This window comes from Streptomyces mabaensis, assembly GCF_053763515.1.
In genome coordinates, this window is the sequence record NZ_JBSOPZ010000034.1 from 1 (window position 1) to 17,155 (window position 17,155).

A 17,155-nucleotide genomic window follows, 5' to 3' on the forward strand; every position below is an offset into this window, starting at 1 on the left:
GCGAGAGACCGAAGTGGCCTGACGTCTGGGGACGTTCGTCTGTACACAACTGGGGAGCTAAGGCCGTACGCCGACAACAACGTCATGACGTACGACTTCTTCGGCGCCTGGGCCGCCCAGGGCCCGACCGCCCCGCACTCCCCGCTCACGTCGTACCCGGGCATCCCCCAGCAGGGCTTCAACTCCGACGAGGCGATCCAGAAGCTCAAGGCCAAGGGCGTCCCGGCATCGAAGCTCAACCTCGGGATCGGCTTCTACGGCCGCGGCTGGACCGGCGTCACCCAGGCCGCTCCCGGCGGCACCGCTACCGGCCCGGCCGCCGGAACGTACGAGCAGGGGATCGAGGACTACAAGGTCCTCAAGACGAGCTGCCCGGCCACCGGGACCATCGCCGGCACCGCGTACGCCAAGTGCGGCAGCAACTGGTGGAGCTACGACACCCCGGCCACCATCGCCGGAAAGATGAACTACGTGAAGAACCAGGGCCTCAAGGGCGCCTTCTTCTGGGAGTTCAGCGGCGACACCGCCAACGGTGAACTGGCGACCGCGATCAACAACGGTCTGCAGTAGCCGACAGACGAAGCCGGGGAGAAGGGACCGCCCCCCGACTCCCCGGCTTCTCCATGCTCACAGGTCGCTACGCGACGTTAACCCTCTGCCCGGGCGGGGCCGCCTCCAGCCAGGCCAGGAAGCCGGTCAGCGCGTCCTCGCTCATCGCGAGCTCCAGGCGGGTCCCCCGGTGGAGACAGCCGAGCACGATCGCGTCGGACAGCAGCGCCAGCTCCTCCTCGCCCTCCGGAGCGCGGCGGGCGAGCACCTCGATCGCCGAGCGCTCCAGCACGCGGCGCGGCCGGGGGGCGTACGAGAAGACGCGGAACCACTCGATCCGGTCACCGCTGTAGCGGGCCACCCCGTAGACCCAGCCCTTGCCGGAGGGGTCGCCCTCCTCGGCGATGTCCCAGCGCAGGCTGCAGTCGAACGTACCGCCGGACCGCTGGATCAGCCGCCGCCGGAGGCCGAAGACGAAGAGTCCGACCACCACCAGGGCGACGACCAGACAGATGACAAGCAGAGCGAGGAACATCTCCACCGACCTCCTCGCTCATCGAGTAACGCAACGGAACTGCACCTGCATCGCCTCAGCCGCGACCCGGTCTGGAAGATCCAGTACGAGCCGCGGCTGAGGCTGTGTCTATACCTGTCGGCGTGGGGTCAGTGCCCCGCCACCGCACGCAGCCGGACATCGGCGCGCCGCTGGGCGGACGCGTCGGCCTCCGACTTGGCGCGCTCCAGTGCCCGCTCCGCGCGCTGGACATCGATCTCGTCCGACAGCTCGGCGATCTCCGCCAGCAGCGAGAGCTTGTTGTCCGCGAACGAGATGAAACCGCCGTGCACCGCGGCGACGACAGTCCCGCCCTCACTCGTACGGATGGTCACCGGGCCCGACTCCAGCACACCGAGCAGCGGCTGGTGACCGGGCATGACGCCGATGTCGCCGGACGTGGTGCGCGCGACGACAAGGGTGGCCTCGCCGGACCAGACATTGCGGTCCGCCGCGACCAGCTCGACGTGCAGCTCAGCAGCCAAGATGGCTCCTCGGGTCTCCACCCGGCGGTTCAGCCGGGTGTTGGGGCTAATTCTAGAGGTTCTCGGTCGGCGCTACGGAGAGGGGCGGGACACACCCGCCCCTCTCCGGCGAGTCAGGGACTCAGGAGACGCCGAGCTCCTTGGCGTTGGCCTTGAGGTCCTCAATGCCACCGCACATGAAGAACGCCTGCTCGGGGAAGTGGTCGTACTCGCCGTCGCAGATCGAGTTGAACGCGGCGATCGACTCGTCGAGCGGCACGTCCGAACCGTCCACGCCGGTGAACTGCTTCGCCACGTGGGTGTTCTGCGACAGGAAGCGCTCGACGCGACGGGCGCGGTGGACGACGAGCTTGTCCTCTTCGCCCAGCTCGTCGATACCGAGGATCGCGATGATGTCCTGGAGGTCCTTGTACTTCTGGAGGATCCCCTTGACGCGCATCGCGGCCTGGTAGTGGTCCTGCGCGATGTAGCGCGGGTCCAGGATGCGGGACGTCGAGTCCAGCGGGTCCACCGCCGGGTAGATGCCCTTCTCCGAGATCGGACGCGACAGAACGGTCGTCGCGTCCAGGTGGGCGAAGGTGGTCGCCGGCGCCGGGTCGGTCAGGTCGTCCGCGGGGACGTAGATCGCCTGCATCGAGGTGATCGAGTGACCACGCGTCGAGGTGATGCGCTCCTGCAGCAGACCCATCTCGTCAGCCAGGTTCGGCTGGTAACCCACCGCGGACGGCATACGGCCGAGCAGGGTGGACACCTCGGAGCCGGCCTGGGTGTAACGGAAGATGTTGTCGATGAAGAAGAGCACGTCCTGCTTCTGCACATCGCGGAAGTACTCCGCCATGGTCAGACCGGCGAGCGCGACACGGAGACGGGTGCCCGGGGGCTCGTCCATCTGGCCGAAGACGAGCGCCGTCTTGTCGATGACGCCCGAGTCGGTCATTTCCTCGATGAGGTCGTTGCCCTCACGAGTACGCTCACCGACGCCCGCGAACACCGACACACCGTCGTGGTTGTTGGCGACGCGGTAGATCATTTCCTGGATCAGAACGGTCTTGCCGACACCGGCACCACCGAACAGACCGATCTTTCCACCCTTGACGTACGGGGTGAGAAGGTCGATGACCTTGACGCCGGTCTCGAACATCTCGGTCTTCGACTCGAGCTGGTCGAAGCTCGGCGCCTTGCGGTGGATCGGCCAGCGCTCGGTGACCTCGACCGTGGACGGGTCCACGTTCAGGATCTCACCGAGGGTGTTGAACACCTTGCCCTTGGTGATCTCGCCGACGGGGACCGTGATGCCCACGCCCGTGTCGGTCACCGGGGCCTGGCGGACCAGACCGTCAGTGGGCTGCATCGAGATCGCACGGACCAGGCCGTCACCGAGGTGCTGGGCGACCTCGAAGGTCAGCGTCTTGAGCTTGCCGTCCTCGGCCGGGTCGGCGACCTGGACGGTGAGGGCGTTGTAGATCTCCGGCATCGCGTCGACGGGGAACTCCACGTCGACGACCGGGCCGATGACCCGGGCGACGCGGCCCGTGGCTGCGGCCGTCTCAACAGTGGTCGTCATTACTTGTCACTCCCCGCGGTCGCGTCGGCCAGGGCGCTGGCGCCACCGACGATCTCGCTGATTTCCTGGGTGATTTCGGCCTGGCGGGCCGCGTTGGCAAGCCGGGAGAGGCTCTTGATGAGATCCCCGGCGTTGTCGGTCGCCGACTTCATCGCGCGGCGGCGGGCAGCGTGCTCGGAAGCAGCGGCCTGAAGCAGCGCGTTGTAGATACGGCTCTCGACGTAGCGCGGCAGCAGGGCGTCGAGGACGTCCTCCGCCGACGGCTCGAAGTCGAACAGCGGAAGGATCTCGCCCTTCGTGCCGGTCTCCTCCGCAACCTGGTCGAGGCTGAGCGGCAGCATCCGGTTCTCCACCGGGTTCTGCGTCATCATCGACACGAATTCCGTGTAGACGATGTGCAGCTCGTCCACGCCGCCCTCGGCCGTCTCCGTCTGGACGGCCTCGATCAGCGGCGCGGCGACGCGCTTGGCGTCCGCGTAGGTCGGGCTGTCGGTGAAGCCGGTCCACGAGTCCGCGACCTTGCGCTCGCGGAAGCCGTAGTAGGCCACACCCTTGCGGCCGACGATGTACGTGTCGACCTCCTTGCCCTCACCGCGCAGCCGCTCGCCGAGCCGCTCCGCCGCCTTGATGGCGTTGGAGGAGTAGCCGCCGGCCAGACCACGGTCGCTCGTGACGAGCAGAACCGCGGCCCGGGTCGGCGTCTCGGACTCGGTGGTCAGAGGGTGCTTGGTGTTCGAGCCGGTCGCCACCGCGGTCACCGCACGGGTGAGCTCGGTCGCGTACGGCGTCGATGCCGCCACCTGGCGCTGCGCCTTGACGATGCGCGAGGCGGCGATCATCTCCATCGCCTTGGTGATCTTCTTGGTCGCGGTGACGGATCGGATGCGACGCTTGTAGACCCGGAGCTGCGCTCCCATGAGTCAGGTCCCTTCCGTCGTCACTTGGAGACGTTGACGGCCGGCGCGTCCTCGCCCAGGAGCTTGCCGTCCGAGGTCTCGAACTGCCGCTTGAAGCCGGCGATGGCGTCCCCGATCGACTGGAGCGTGTCGTCGGACATCTTGGCGCCCTCGGCGATGCTGGTCAGCAGCTCCTTGCGCTCGCGGCGCAGGTGCTCGAGCAGCTCGCTCTCGAAGCGGCGGATGTCCTCGACCGGGACGTCGTCCATCTTGCCGGTGGTGCCGGCCCAGACGGAGACGACCTGCTCCTCGACGGGCATCGGCTGGTACTGGCCCTGCTTCAGCAGCTCGACCATGCGCTTACCGCGCTCCAGCGAGGCCTTCGACGCGGCGTCCAGGTCGGAACCGAAGGCGGCGAACGCCTCCAGCTCGCGGTACTGGGCGAGGTCCACGCGAAGCCGGCCGGACACCTGGCGCATGGCCTTGTGCTGGGCCGAGCCACCGACACGGGAGACCGAGATACCGACGTTCAGCGCCGGGCGCTGGCCCGCGTTGAACAGGTCGGACTCCAGGAAGCACTGGCCGTCGGTGATGGAGATGACGTTGGTCGGGATGAACGCCGACACGTCGTTCGCCTTGGTCTCGACGATCGGCAGACCGGTCATCGAACCGGCGCCCATGTCGTCGGAGAGCTTGGCGCAGCGCTCCAGCAGACGCGAGTGCAGGTAGAAGACGTCACCCGGGTAGGCCTCGCGGCCCGGCGGGCGGCGCAGCAGCAGCGACACCGCGCGGTAGGCGTCGGCCTGCTTCGACAGGTCGTCAAAGATGATCAGGACGTGCTTGCCGGCGTACATCCAGTGCTGGCCGATGGCGGAACCGGTGTACGGCGCCAGGTACTTGAAGCCGGCCGGGTCGGACGCCGGGGCGGCGACGATCGTCGTGTACTCGAGCGCGCCCGCCTCCTCCAGCGCACCGCGCACGGACGCGATGGTGGAGCCCTTCTGGCCGATGGCGACGTAGATGCAGCGCACCTGCTTGTTCACGTCGCCCGAGCGCCAGTTGTCGCGCTGGTTGATGATCGTGTCGACAGCCAGAGCGGTCTTGCCGGTCTGACGGTCACCAATGATCAGCTGACGCTGGCCGCGGCCGATCGGCACCATGGAGTCGACTGCCTTGTAGCCGGTCTGCATCGGCTCGTGCACCGACTTACGCACCATGACGCCCGGGGCCTGCAGCTCGAGGGCGCGACGGCCTTCGGTCGCGATCTCGCCGAGACCGTCGATCGGGTTGCCGAGCGGGTCGACGACGCGGCCGAGGTAGCCCTCGCCGACGCCGACGGAGAGAACCTCACCGGTGCGCTGCACCGGCTGGCCCTCCTCGATACCGCTGAACTCGCCGAGGACGATCGCACCGATCTCGCGCTCCTCGAGGTTGAGGGCGAGACCGAGGGTGCCGTCCTCGAACTTCAGCAGCTCGTTCGCCATGGCCGAGGGCAGACCCTCGACCTTCGCGATGCCGTCGCCGGCAACGCTGACCGTTCCGACCTCCTCGCGCGAGGCCGCGTCCGGCTTGTACGACTGGACAAAGTTCTCCAGCGCGTCCCGGATCTCCTCCGGCCGGATCGTGAGCTCCGCCATCTGGGTTCCCTGCTCTCCTTGTTGGGCCCGAAGTTTCTTAGGGGGTCTGGGGGCCGACCCCCAGGAATCTTCTGCAATCTCTGCACGGCCCAACCGGGCCGCTGGTGTTGCTTGTTCAGTTGGTGGCTGGTCAGCCGGCCATACGACGCGACGCCTCGGCGAGGCGGTCCGCGATGGTGCCGTTGATGACCTCGTCACCGACGCGTACCTCGATCCCGCCGAGGACCTCGGGGTCCACGTCGAGGTTCAGGTGCATCTGGCGGCCGTAGAGCTTCGCCAGAGCCGCGCCGAGACGCTGCTTCTGCTGGTCCGTGAGCGGCACCGCCGTGGTGACGACGGCGACCATCCGGTCCCGGCGCTCCGCGGCGAGCTTGGACAGGGACTCGAGTCCCGCCTCCAGGCTACGTCCCCGAGGCTGGGTCACGAGACGCACGACCAGTCGCTCGGTGACCGCGTGGGCCTTGCCGCCGAGCAGGCTGCGCAGCAGCTCGCTCTTGGCGGAGACCTTGGCGCCACGGTCGGTGAGCGCGGCCCGCAGCTCGGTGTTCGAGGCGACGATCCGCCCGAAGCGGAACAGCTCGTCCTCGACGTTGTCGAGTGCGCCGGCCTGCTGGGCCGCGGTGAGGTCGGCAGTGTTCGCCAGCTCCTCCGCGGCGTCGACCAGGTCACGCGACTGCGACCAGCGGGAGCGGACCATGCCGGAGACCAGGTCGGTGGCTTCGCCGCCCACCTGACCACTCAGCAGGCGTCCGGCCAGTGTGGCCTTGGCCTCACCGGCCTGCGCCGGGTCGGTCAGGACCCGACGCAGCGACACCTCGCGGTCGAGCAGCGCGGTAACGGCGGCCAGCTCACCGGCGAGCTTCGCCACGTCGACGGACGTGTGGTCCGTCAGCGCGTCGAGACGCTCACGTGCGGCAGCCAGTGCCTCGCGGCTCGCTCCGTTCATCGGGCCGCCTCGGCCTTCTCCTCGAGCTCGTCGAGGAAGCGGTCGATGGTGCGGCTCTGCCGGGCGCTGTCCTCGAGGGACTCACCGACGAGCTTGCCGGCCAGGTCGGTGGCGAGCTTGCCCACGTCCTGGCGCAGCGCCTGCGAGGCGGCCTTGCGGTCGGCCTCGATCTGGGCGTGGCCGGCAGCGATGATCTCCTCACGCTGCCGCTGGCCCTCTGCGCGCAGCTCTTCCTTGAGCGCAGTGCCCTGCTCCAGCGCCTCCTGGCGCAGGCGCGCGGCCTCGTGGCGGGCCTCGGCGAGCTGAGCCTTGTACTGCTCGAGCACGCTCTGGGCCTCGGTCTGGGCCGCTTCGGCCTTCTCGATGCCGCCCTCGATCGCCGCGTGGCGCTCTTCCAGAACCTTGTTGATGTTCGGGAGGAGCTTCTTCGCGAGGAAACCGAAGACGATGGCAAAGGCGATCAGACCGATGACCACCTCGGGCCACGGCGGAATGAGGGGGTTTTCCTTACCGCCCTCTGCCGCCAGGTAAACCACGGTGGGGTTCACATCAGTGCCTTTCGTCGAAAGAGGCTAGTCGTCGCGGTCCGTCAGGCGTAGACGAACGGCATGACGAGGCCGATGAGGGCCAGCGCCTCACAGAACGCGAAGCCGAGGATCTGGTTGGCGCGGATCAGGCCGGCAGCCTCGGGCTGGCGGGCGAGAGCCTGGGTGCCGTTACCGAAGATGATGCCGACGCCGACGCCGGGGCCGATGGCCGCGAGACCGTAACCGACGGAGCTGAGGGAACCGGTGACGGCGGCAAGGGTCTGGGACATGCCAGTTCTTCCTTCTCTTTCACGGACCGGTGGGGGTTGGCCACCGGACGACTATGGGTTCGGGGAGGGGCGGTCAGTGGTGCTCGGCGAGCGCGCCCTGGATGAAGCTGCAGGCCAGGAGAACGAAGACGTACGCCTGGACGGCCTGGATGAAGAGCTCGAAGGCGGTCATCACGATGACCATCACGAACGACACGCTCGCGTAGGCGATGCCGATGCCGTTGAGCAGGTACCAGCTGGCGATCGTGAAGAGCAGCAGCAGGGTGTGACCGGCGAACATGTTCGCGAAGAGTCGGACCGCGTGCGTGAACGGGCGGACCAGGACGTTCGAGAAGAACTCGATGACCATGACCATCGGCAGAACCGGGCCGAGCGACTTGTCGTAACCGGTCAGGTTCTTGAAGCCACCGACAAAGCCGTGCGTCTTGAAGGTCAGGCTCATCCAGACGATGTAGACGATCAGGGCCAGACCCGCGGGGTAGGCGATGATCGACGTCACCGGGAACTGGGCGACCGGAACGATCGACCAGAGGTTCATCATCCAGACGAAGAAGAACAGCGTGACCATCAGCGGGACGTACTTCTCGCCCTGCTTCTTACCGAGCGTCTCGTAGACGATGCCGCGGCGGACGAAGTCGTAGCCGGCCTCGGCAACCATCTGGAGCTTGCCCGGAACGACCTTCGGCTTACGGAACGCCGCCCAGAAGAAGCCGACGATGACGACCGTGCCCAGCAGCGCCAGGAGCATCGTCTTGTTGAAATAGAAGTTGCTGTCCGCGTTACCGAAGATCGGCTCGAACAGGAACGAGTGCAGGCCCGGACCCTCGAAGCCACAGCCACTCTCCTGGAAGATGTGGCAATCGACGTCGAAGGCGAGCGTCATCTCGTCAGCACTCACCGCGGACTCCTTCAGCGTGGCGCATAGGTACGGCAACCTCGTTGTGTCGGCGCGGCGCACAGCCGCTGATCGGCACTGGACTGGTGTTACGGATGTGGGGGCGGCTGTCAGGCATGGAGCCTCGCGATTGAGCAGGCGTCAGCTCAGATGCCCGCGCCCGCAGTGCCGCAGTTGGCACCGGACGATAGCAGGATCTCGAACGCCCACTTATACCGGCCCTACCCCTCACGACGACGACCCCTTGTTTCCGGGCTTGTGGGCCTCGGAGGAGTCGGGTTCGACGTAAAGAATCTTGGCCTTCATGTGCGCACGGGTCTGAGCGGCGATCCACACCAGGGTGGCCGCGACCAGCGTGAGCGCGAAGGCCTTCGGGTTGAACAGCGTGGTGTTCTTGAATGCGGCGACAAAGATGAACAGCAACAGAATCTGTGCCGCATAGAGCATGAGTCCCATGGCCTGGAAGAGGTGCGGAAGCGACTTCGCCGTCCGCTCCAGGACCACCAGCCCGATCCCCATGAAGAGGATCACGATCAGCGTCGCGACGACGGCTCCGATCGCTCCCTTACCGCCCGCGACCACTGCACTGATCACGGCGGCGACGGCGCCGGCGGCAGCGGTGGGCAGGGCGGATTGAAGGAGAGTTCGGGCGTCATTGGACCGCATGGCGGCAGCTCCGCAGGTGGTGGGGGCATGAGTGTCGTCATGGACGAGCTACCGGGCCGAGATCGCGCCTCGCGCCAATGAACCGTCGCACTACGGTCCCTCGGCTCTGTCGCCCGGTTCGTGAACGGTATCACAAACTATTTGATGAGGTCTTTACCAACGGGGTGTGCGTACTCTCACACATGAGAGTTACCCCGCGCGTGTGTGCACGGACGCGCGGGTGGTTTGTCTGGTATAGGGCGCCACGCGGAGAATCGTCAGCGCGACGAGCCGGCCTTGCGCCGGTCCGGGAGGTGTGAGCGGGGGCCGATCGCCGTGGCTCCGTTGACGCCCGAGACGCCGGCCGCCACCGGCGTGCGCTCCTGTTCCTGCTCCGGCTCGTGCACCCCCTCGGGCGCCTCGTACGAGGCGCCCGGCCGCACGCGGCGCCGGTAGCGGGGCGGTACGAAGGATTGCGCCCAGAGCGGAGCCCTCGGCGTGAAGCGCGGCAGCAGGAGCAGCACCAGGCCCACCGCGCTCAGCGCGACGATCATCAGCACGATCCACATGGACGCCGAGTGCACGGAGTACGCGACCGCGCCGAAGGCGATCAGGGCGGACCAGAAGTACATGATCAGCACCGCTCGGCTGTGCGAATGTCCGATCTCCAGCAGCCGGTGGTGGAGGTGGCCGCGGTCAGCGGCGAACGGCGACTGGCCGTTCCAGGTACGCCGGACGATCGCCAGCACCAGGTCCGCGACCGGGATCGCGATGATCGTCAGCGGCAGCAGCAGCGGGATGAAGACCGGCAGCATCGCGTGCGTGGCCTCGCGCTCACCGCCGATGAACAGCTTCATCGAGTCCGGGTCGACCTGCCCGGTGATGGAGATGGCCCCTGCCGCCAGGACCAGCCCGATCAGCATCGAGCCCGAGTCCCCCATGAAGATCCTGGCGGGATGCATGTTGTGCGGCAGGAAGCCCAGGCACATGCCCATCAGGATGGCGGAGAAGAGGGTCGCGGGGGCGGCCGCCTCGATCCCGTACCCGTACCAGATCCGGTACGAGTACATGAAGAACGCCCCGGCCGCGATGCAGACCATGCCGGCGGCGAGGCCGTCGAGGCCGTCCACGAAGTTGACCGCGTTGATGGTGATCACGATGAGCGCGACCGTCAGCAGATTGCCCTGCCAGGGCGTCAGCGAGACCGAGCCGATGCCCGGGATCGGGATCCACAGGATCGTCAGGCCCTGCACGACCATGACGCCCGCGGCGATCATCTGACCGCCGAGCTTGATCAGAGCGTCGATCTCGAACTTGTCGTCCAGCACGCCGATCAGCCAGATCAGCGCAGCCCCGGACAGCAGCGCCCGTGGTTCGTTCGACAGCTCGAAGACCCCGTTGAGGCTCGCGAGGTGGTCGGCGACCAGCAGACCCGCGCACAGACCGCCGAACATGGCGATGCCGCCGAGCCGCGGTGTCGGCTCGCGGTGCACGTCGCGGGCGCGGATCTCCGGCATCGCACCGACCGCGATGGCGAACTTGCGCACCGGCCCGGTCAGCAGATAGGTCACCGCGACCGTGACGCAGAGCGTCAACAGGTATTCACGCACGGGCTGCCCCAGATGTATTGCCGGCCATCTCAGCCCCACACACTAGCTTCGATGGCTCTGTGCTCGAGGACACCCGGGTACCCGCTGATGGTTCCGCCAGGCCCCCTCATGCCGGGTACGGCGGGAATCGCCCCGTCAGTTCCTGCACCTCGGTACGCGCCTTCGCGTCCTCGCGCAGCGCCGCGGCGAAGATCACCGCGATCCGGGCCATCTCCGCCTCCCGCATGCCCTGGGTGGTGACCGCCGCCGTACCCAGCCGGATGCCGCGCTGGTCTCCGTACGGCAGGGCGCAGGTGTCCAGCACCAGACCGGCCGCAGCGAGCCGGCCACGGGCCGTACGGCCGTCGAGGCCCAGCGGCGCCGGGTCCGCCGTGATCAGGTGGGTGTCGGTGCCGCCCGTCGTGATCGCGAAGCCCTGCCTCGCGAGCCCGTCGGCCAGCGCCCGGGCGTTGGCGACCACCTGATGGGCGTACGCCGCGAAGGCGGGGGTCGCGGCCTCGCCGAAGGCGACGGCCTTGGCGGCGATGGTGTGCATCTGGGCGCCGCCCTGGGTGAACGGGAAGACCGCCCGGTCGATCCGCTCGGCGAGGTCCCCGCCGCACAGGATCATCCCGCCGCGCGGGCCGCGGAGCACCTTGTGGGTGGTGGCGCAGACGACGTCCGCGTACGGGACGGGACTGGGCGCCGCTCCGCCGGCCACCAGGCCGATGGGGTGGGCAGCGTCGGCGATCAGATAGGCGCCGTACTCGTCGGCGATCTCACGGAAGGCGGCGTAGTCCGGGTGCCGGGGGTACGAGATCGACCCGCACACGATCGCCTTCGGGCGGTGCTTCTTGGCCAGCGTCGCCACCTGGTCGTAGTCGATGAGCCCGCTCTCGGCCTCCACCCCGTACCCGACGAAGTCGAACCAGCGGCCGGAGAAGTTGGCCGGGGAGCCGTGGGTGAGATGACCGCCGTACGGCAGGCCCATCGCCAGCACCGTGTCGCCGGGCCTGAGCAGCGCCGCGTACGCCGCCAGGACGGCCGAGGAGCCGGAATGCGACTGGACGTTGGCGTGCTGGGAGCCGAAGAGGGCCATGGCACGCTCCATGGCGATCCGCTCGGCGACGTCGACCAGCTCGCAGCCGCCGTGGTGACGGGCTCCGGGATACCCCTCGGCGTACTTGTTGGCGAGCGGGGAGCCGAGGGCGGCGAGGACGGCGGGTGAGGTGAAGTTCTCGGCGGCGATCAGCTGGAGTCCGGTGGACTGCCGGTCCAGCTCGCCGAGGAGGATGTCCGCGAGCTCGGGGTCCTGGCGGCGCAGCGCGTCGAAGTCCGGGACCCACTGGGTACGAGTCTGTGCTGAGGTGACCGTCATGGCGCTGCTCCGGGTCGCTCCGCGCGGAGGGGTGGTAACGCCAATGTAGGCCCGCCGCCGCGCCACCGCAGGTGCTCGTGCGCTTCCAGCGCGGGCGGGATACGGGTGGGGTACGGGCCGGGTACGGCTCAGGTACGGGCCGGGACGCCCGTGAGGGCCGTCACCACCGGGTCCAGGGCCTGGTTGATCTCGTCCCCGACGGACCGGAAGAAGGTGAGGGGCGCGCCATAGGGGTCGTACACCTCGTCCGCCTCCGCGGTCGGGGCCAGCAGCCATCCGCGCAGCGCCGCCGCCGCGCGGACCAGGGCGCGGGCGCGCTCGACCACGCCGTCGTCGAGCGGGTCGGGCAGCGTCGCCGGGTCTATGGCCCGCACCAGCCGGGTGAACTCCTTGAGCGTGAAGGTGCGCAGCCCCGCGGAGTGGCCCATCGAGATGACCTGGGCCCGGTGGTCACGGGTCGCGGTGAGGACGAGGTCGGCGCGGATGACGTGCTCGTCGAGCAGTTCACGGCCGGTGAAACCGGAGGCGTCCGCGCCGAAGTCGGCGAGGACGGCCGCCGCGTTGGCCTCCATCGGGGCGCCCTCGTGGCCCCACGTGCCCGCGCTCTCCACGATCAGGCCCCGGGTCCCGAACCGGCCGAGCGGCTCGCCCAGGCGGTCCGTCAGGGCATGCCGGGTCAGCCGCTCGGTGATCGGCGAGCGGCAGACGTTGCCGGTGCTGACGTGGAGGATGCGGAAGGTGTCGGTGGTGCTGGGTCCCGCTATGCCACGCCCCTCAGGGGCAGTCAACTGGCCACCTCGAGGTCGGGTACGACCTCGCGCAGCTGCTCCGCGGAGAGCGCGCCGGCCCGCAGCAGCACCGGGACCTTGCCGGTGACGTCGACGATCGAGGACGGCTCGATACCGGGTGTCGGACCGCCGTCGAGGTACACGGAGACCGAGTCGCCGAGCATCTCCTGCGCGGCGTCGCAGTCCTCGGGGGCCGGGTGGCCGGTGAGGTTGGCGCTGGAGACGGCCATCGGGCCGACCTCGGTGAGCAGCTCGATGGCGACCGGGTGCAGCGGCATCCGTACGGCGACGGTGCCGTGGGTCTCCCCCAGGTCCCACTGGAGCGAGGGCTGGTGCTTGGCGACCAGGGTCAGCGCGCCGGGCCAGAAGGCGTCGACGAGCTCCCAGGCCTGCTCGGAGAAGTCGGTGACCAGGCCGTGCAGCGTGTTCGGCGAGCCGATGAGGACGGGCGTGGGCATGGAGCGGCCCCGGCCCTTCGCCTGGAGCAGGTCGCCGACGGCCTCGGCGCTGAAGGCGTCCGCACCGATGCCGTAGAGGGTGTCGGTGGGCAGCACGACCAGCTCGCCGCGGCGGACGGCGGACGCGGCTTCGCGCAGACCGGTCTTGCGGTCGGTGGCGTCGTTGCAGTCGTATCGCCGTGCCATTTAACGGGCCTCCTCGTGCGTGGTCTGGGATGGGCGAGCCGTCATCACGGCGTTGCCTTGCGGGCGGTCGCGAAACGCGGCCGGTTGTTCAGGTCGGGGTGGTCGGCCGCATCCGCCCAGCCCCGCTCCTCGGTGAAGATCCACGGCACCTGTCCGCCCTGCGTGTCGGCGTGCTCGATGACGACGACACCGCCGGGCACCAGCAGCCGGTGGGCGGTGCGCTCGATACCGCGGATGGTGTCGAGCCCGTCCTCACCGGAGAAGAGGGCCATTTCGGGGTCGTGGTCACGCGCCTCGGGCGCAACGTACTCCCACTCGGTGAGCGGGATGTAGGGCGGGTTGGAGATGACCAGGTCGACCTGCCCGTCGAGCTCCGGCAGAGCCGACAGCGCGTCGCCCTGGTGGACGGTGACACGCGAGCCCTCGGCGTTCTTGCGGGTCCACCGGAGCGCGTCCTCGGACAGCTCGACGGCGTGCACCCGGGAGCGCGGCACCTCCTGGGCCATGGCCAGCGCGATCGCCCCGGAGCCCGCGCACAGGTCGACGATCAGCGGCTCGACGACGTCCATGGCCCGTACGGCGTCTATGGCCCAGCCGACGACGGACTCGGTCTCCGGCCGCGGTACGAAGACGCCCGGCCCGACCTGGAGCTCCAGGAAGCGGAAGAAGGCCCGTCCGGTGATGTGCTGCAGCGGCTCCCGCGCCTCGCGGCGCGCGACGGTCTCCCAGTAGCGGGCGTCGAAGTCCGCGTCCTTGACGTGGTGCAGCTCCCCCCGCTTGACGCCGTGCACGAAGGCGGCGAGCTCTTCCGCGTCGAAGCGTGGTGAGGGCACGCCGGCGTCGGCCAGCCGCTGGGTGGCCTGGGCCACCTCGGCGAGCAGAAGGTTCACGGGCCTTCCTCCGGTTGCGCTGCTGACTGGGGTGTGCGGTGGGTGCGGGTGCGAAACCGCGGGGTCTACTGGGCCGCGGCGAGCTTGGCCGCGGAGTCCGCGTCGACGCAGGCCTGGATCACCGCGTCCAGATCGCCGTCGAGCACCTGGTCCAAGTTGTACGCCTTGAAGCCCACCCGGTGGTCCGAGATCCGGTTTTCCGGGAAGTTGTACGTGCGGATCTTCTCGGAGCGGTCGACGGTGCGCACCTGGCTGCGCCGGGCGTCGGCTGCCTTGGACTCGGCCTCCTCCTGGGCGGCGGCCAGCAGCCGCGAGCGCAGGATACGCAGGGCCTGCTCCTTGTTCTGGAGCTGGCTCTTCTCGTTCTGGCAGGAGGCGACGATGCCGGTCGGCAGGTGGGTGATGCGCACGGCGGAGTCGGTGGTGTTGACCGACTGGCCGCCTGGCCCGGAGGAGCGGTAGACGTCGATGCGCAGGTCGTTCTGGTGGATCTCGACGTCGACCTCCTCGGCCTCGGGCGTGACCAGCACACCGGCGGCGGAGGTGTGGATCCGGCCCTGCGACTCGGTGGCGGGCACGCGCTGCACGCGGTGCACTCCGCCCTCGTACTTCATCCGCGCCCAGACGCCCTGGCCGGGCTCGGTGGCACCCTGGCCGCCCTTGGTCTTCACCGCGACCTGGACGTCCTTGTAGCCGCCGAGCTCGGAATCGGTGGAGTCGATGATCTCGGTCTTCCAGCCGACGCGCTCCGCGTACCGCAGGTACATGCGCAGCAGGTCACCGGCGAACAGGGCCGACTCGTCGCCGCCCGCACCCGCCTTGATCTCCAGGAGTACGTCCTTGTCGTCGCTCGGGTCGCGCGGCACGAGCAGCAGGCGGAGCTTCTCGGTGAGCTCCTCGCGCTGCTTCTCCAGCACCTTGACCTCGGCGGCGAAGTCGGGGTCGTCGGCACCCAGCTCGCGCGCGGTCTCGATGTCGTCGCCCGTCTGCTTCCAGGCGCCGAACGTGCCGACGATCGGCGTCAGCTCGGCGTAGCGCTTGTTGAGCTTGCGCGCGTTCGCCTGGTCGGAGTGCACCGAGGGGTCGGCGAGCTTCTTCTCGAGGTCGGCGTGTTCGCCAACCAGTTCCTCGACCGCCTCGAACATCGGGGGCTCCTGAATTGAAGTACGAAAACTGCTGCTGAACGGCTGCGGGACGGCGCGGGACGGCTCGGGAAGCCGCCGGACGGCAAAGCGCCGGTCCCGGCCGCCCCGCGCGGGGGCAGCCGGAAACCGGCGCAGTTGGCTCGCTACTTGGAGCCGGCAGCCTTCTTGCCGAAGCGGGCCTCGAAGCGGGCCACACGGCCACCGGTGTCGAGGATCTTCTGCTTGCCCGTGTAGAACGGGTGGCACTCGGAGCAGACCTCGGCGCGGATGTTGCCGCTGCCGATCGTGCTACGGGTGGTGAACGAGGCGCCACAGGTGCAGCTGACCTGCGTCTCGACGTACTCGGGGTGGATGTCGCGCTTCAAGGTGTCTCCTAGTTTCGGGAGGGCGCCGGGTCGTAAGGGCGGAGTTGCCGGTACGTGAACCGGGGCCGACGGACCAGTCTGCCAGGACCGGCCCGCGCTTCAAAATCTGAAGTCGCCCACCTCAACGGGGACCGGTGCGGATCTATTCCGCGCTCTGCGGGGCGGTCTGCCGGTCGCTCTGCGATTCGCTCTGTGGGGCGGTCCGCTCGGCGCCCTGCTGCCCGCTCTGCACGATGCCGGACGTCTCGCCCTTGTCGCCCGCCGAGTCCTTGGTCGCGGAGGCCGGGACCGGCCGGTCGAGCCGCAGCGCTTCCCAGACCTGGCGGGACTCCTTCTCGAGCGTGATGACGCGGTTGGGGTCCGCCGGGTCGTACCGCACCGGCAGGGTGATCATCTGGGTCCGGTCCGCGCTGATGCCCTTGAGTCCGCCGGCGAACCCCGTCAGGGACTTCACGTCGTCCAGCCCGGAGTCGGTGGTGACGGCCTTGGTGGCGGTGTCCGCGAGGCCGTAGAGCTTGGAGGGGCTGGTGAAGATGCCGACCTCCCTGACCTGCTCGATCAGCGCCTTGATGAAGGCCTGCTGGAGCTGTATCCGGGCGAGGTCGCTGCCGTCGCCGACACTCTTTCGGGTCCGTACGAGGCCGAGGGCCTGCTCACCGTTCAGCGTGTGCGTGCCGGCCGTCAGATGGAGGTGGCTCTTCGTGTCCTTGATCGCCCGCGTGGTGGTGATCTCGACCCCGCCGAGCTTGTCGATGATCTCCTTGAAGCCGGAGAAGTCGACTTCTATGTAGTGGTCCATGCGGATGCCGGACATCTGCTCAACGGTCTTCACCGCACAGGCCGGCCCGCCCGTGGTGTACGACTCGTTGAACATCACGCGCCGGCCGCCCGGGTCGGTCTTCCCGTCGCCCGTCGTGCACGGAGGGCGGGTGACCATGGTGTCTCTCGGTATGGAGACGACGCTGGCCTTCGTGCGGCCCTCGTGGACGTGGACGACCATCGCGGTGTCGGCTCGGGCGGTGCCCTCGTCAGCGCCGTAGTCGGAGTTGTCGCCGGACCGGGAGTCGGAGCCGAGGACGAGGATGTCCATCGAGCCGTTGTCGACATTGTCGGGGCGGTCGGTGCCGAGCGCGGCGTCGATGTCGACGCTGGTGATGTTCCCGTTGAACTTGACGTAGAGGTAACCGAGTCCCGCCCCGCCGAACAGCATCACCCCGGCGGCACTCCACGCGGCGACGGTCAGCGCCGTACGGTGCCGGGGCTGCTGCTTGCGGCGCCGGCCGGAGGCGAATACGCCCGGGCCCCTGCTCTCCTCGGTCATCTGCTCCTCGCGTCCTCGATGGGCTGATGCCCGCTGAGACGGCGGGCA

The 17,155-nt window shown here is 68.7% G+C and carries 19 protein-coding genes; 1 reads left to right on the top strand and 18 read right to left on the bottom strand.

The window, feature by feature from the left end:
- A partial coding sequence (locus tag ACWV17_RS26325) for a glycoside hydrolase family 18 protein (protein WP_455361640.1) occupies positions 1 to 570 on the top strand: 570 nt, incomplete at its 5' end.
- A 67-nt stretch (positions 571 to 637) separates the two neighbouring features.
- On the opposite strand, the gene ACWV17_RS26330 is transcribed toward ACWV17_RS26325, so the two are convergent.
- The 18 genes from ACWV17_RS26330 to ACWV17_RS26415 form a co-directional block, all read right to left on the bottom strand.
- Positions 638 to 1,084: a DUF2550 domain-containing protein gene (locus ACWV17_RS26330; RefSeq protein WP_455354153.1), complete on the bottom strand. Its 447-nt coding sequence runs from the start codon at positions 1,082 to 1,084 to the stop codon at positions 638 to 640.
- A gap of 128 nt (positions 1,085 to 1,212) precedes the next feature.
- On the bottom strand, positions 1,213 to 1,587 hold the full coding sequence (locus tag ACWV17_RS26335; RefSeq protein WP_455354152.1) for a F0F1 ATP synthase subunit epsilon: 375 nt from the start codon (positions 1,585 to 1,587) through the stop codon (positions 1,213 to 1,215).
- A 121-nt stretch (positions 1,588 to 1,708) separates the two neighbouring features.
- Complete coding sequence (gene atpD, locus ACWV17_RS26340; protein WP_455354151.1) at positions 1,709 to 3,151, bottom strand: F0F1 ATP synthase subunit beta; 1,443 nt, start codon at positions 3,149 to 3,151, stop codon at positions 1,709 to 1,711.
- The gene (locus ACWV17_RS26345) at positions 3,151 to 4,068 is read right to left on the bottom strand and encodes a F0F1 ATP synthase subunit gamma (protein WP_455354150.1); all 918 of its coding nucleotides are present in this window, start codon (positions 4,066 to 4,068) and stop codon (positions 3,151 to 3,153) included. The genes atpD and ACWV17_RS26345 overlap by 1 nt, the downstream gene beginning before the upstream one ends.
- Before the next feature lie 20 nt (positions 4,069 to 4,088).
- Entirely contained in the window at positions 4,089 to 5,684 is a 1,596-nt protein-coding gene (gene atpA / locus ACWV17_RS26350) for a F0F1 ATP synthase subunit alpha (protein ID WP_455354149.1), read from the bottom strand.
- Between the two features lie 130 nt (positions 5,685 to 5,814).
- Entirely contained in the window at positions 5,815 to 6,630 is an 816-nt protein-coding gene (locus ACWV17_RS26355; protein ID WP_455354148.1) for a F0F1 ATP synthase subunit delta, read from the bottom strand.
- Positions 6,627 to 7,178, bottom strand: coding sequence for a F0F1 ATP synthase subunit B (locus ACWV17_RS26360; protein ID WP_455354147.1), 552 nt, complete (start codon positions 7,176 to 7,178; stop codon positions 6,627 to 6,629). Before ACWV17_RS26360 ends, ACWV17_RS26355 begins: the two co-directional genes overlap by 4 nt.
- A 41-nt stretch (positions 7,179 to 7,219) precedes the next feature.
- Positions 7,220 to 7,447 (bottom strand): ATP synthase subunit c family protein, encoded by a 228-nt coding sequence (locus ACWV17_RS26365; protein ID WP_046776171.1) that lies wholly within the window; start codon positions 7,445 to 7,447, stop codon positions 7,220 to 7,222.
- 73 nt (positions 7,448 to 7,520) lie between these two features.
- Positions 7,521 to 8,345, bottom strand: a complete 825-nt coding sequence (gene atpB, locus ACWV17_RS26370) for a F0F1 ATP synthase subunit A (protein WP_455354146.1) — start codon at positions 8,343 to 8,345, stop codon at positions 7,521 to 7,523.
- Between the two features lie 225 nt (positions 8,346 to 8,570).
- Positions 8,571 to 9,008, bottom strand: a complete 438-nt coding sequence (locus tag ACWV17_RS26375; protein ID WP_455354145.1) for a hypothetical protein — start codon at positions 9,006 to 9,008, stop codon at positions 8,571 to 8,573.
- 257 nt (positions 9,009 to 9,265) lie between these two features.
- Entirely contained in the window at positions 9,266 to 10,609 is a 1,344-nt protein-coding gene (locus ACWV17_RS26380) for an MraY family glycosyltransferase (RefSeq protein WP_455361686.1), read from the bottom strand.
- A 94-nt stretch (positions 10,610 to 10,703) separates the two neighbouring features.
- Complete coding sequence (locus tag ACWV17_RS26385; protein WP_455361641.1) at positions 10,704 to 11,954, bottom strand: serine hydroxymethyltransferase; 1,251 nt, start codon at positions 11,952 to 11,954, stop codon at positions 10,704 to 10,706.
- Between the two features lie 128 nt (positions 11,955 to 12,082).
- The gene (locus ACWV17_RS26390; protein ID WP_455361642.1) at positions 12,083 to 12,742 is read right to left on the bottom strand and encodes an arsenate reductase/protein-tyrosine-phosphatase family protein; all 660 of its coding nucleotides are present in this window, start codon (positions 12,740 to 12,742) and stop codon (positions 12,083 to 12,085) included.
- Complete coding sequence (locus ACWV17_RS26395; RefSeq protein ID WP_455354142.1) at positions 12,739 to 13,386, bottom strand: L-threonylcarbamoyladenylate synthase; 648 nt, start codon at positions 13,384 to 13,386, stop codon at positions 12,739 to 12,741. The genes ACWV17_RS26390 and ACWV17_RS26395 overlap by 4 nt, the downstream gene beginning before the upstream one ends.
- A gap of 44 nt (positions 13,387 to 13,430) precedes the next feature.
- Positions 13,431 to 14,276, bottom strand: a complete 846-nt coding sequence (gene prmC / locus ACWV17_RS26400) for a peptide chain release factor N(5)-glutamine methyltransferase (RefSeq protein ID WP_455361643.1) — start codon at positions 14,274 to 14,276, stop codon at positions 13,431 to 13,433.
- Positions 14,277 to 14,341: 65 nt separating this feature from the next.
- A complete protein-coding gene (prfA, locus tag ACWV17_RS26405) occupies positions 14,342 to 15,421 on the bottom strand; it encodes a peptide chain release factor 1 (protein ID WP_455361644.1) in 1,080 nt (359 codons plus the stop codon).
- Positions 15,422 to 15,564: 143 nt separating this feature from the next.
- Positions 15,565 to 15,786 carry a 50S ribosomal protein L31 gene (gene rpmE / locus ACWV17_RS26410; protein WP_455354139.1) on the bottom strand — a complete coding sequence of 74 codons (222 nt, stop codon included), beginning with the start codon at positions 15,784 to 15,786 and terminating at the stop codon, positions 15,565 to 15,567.
- Positions 15,787 to 15,928: 142 nt separating this feature from the next.
- Positions 15,929 to 17,107 (bottom strand): LCP family protein, encoded by a 1,179-nt coding sequence (locus tag ACWV17_RS26415; RefSeq protein WP_455361645.1) that lies wholly within the window; start codon positions 17,105 to 17,107, stop codon positions 15,929 to 15,931.
- Positions 17,108 to 17,155: the final 48 nt, after the last annotated feature.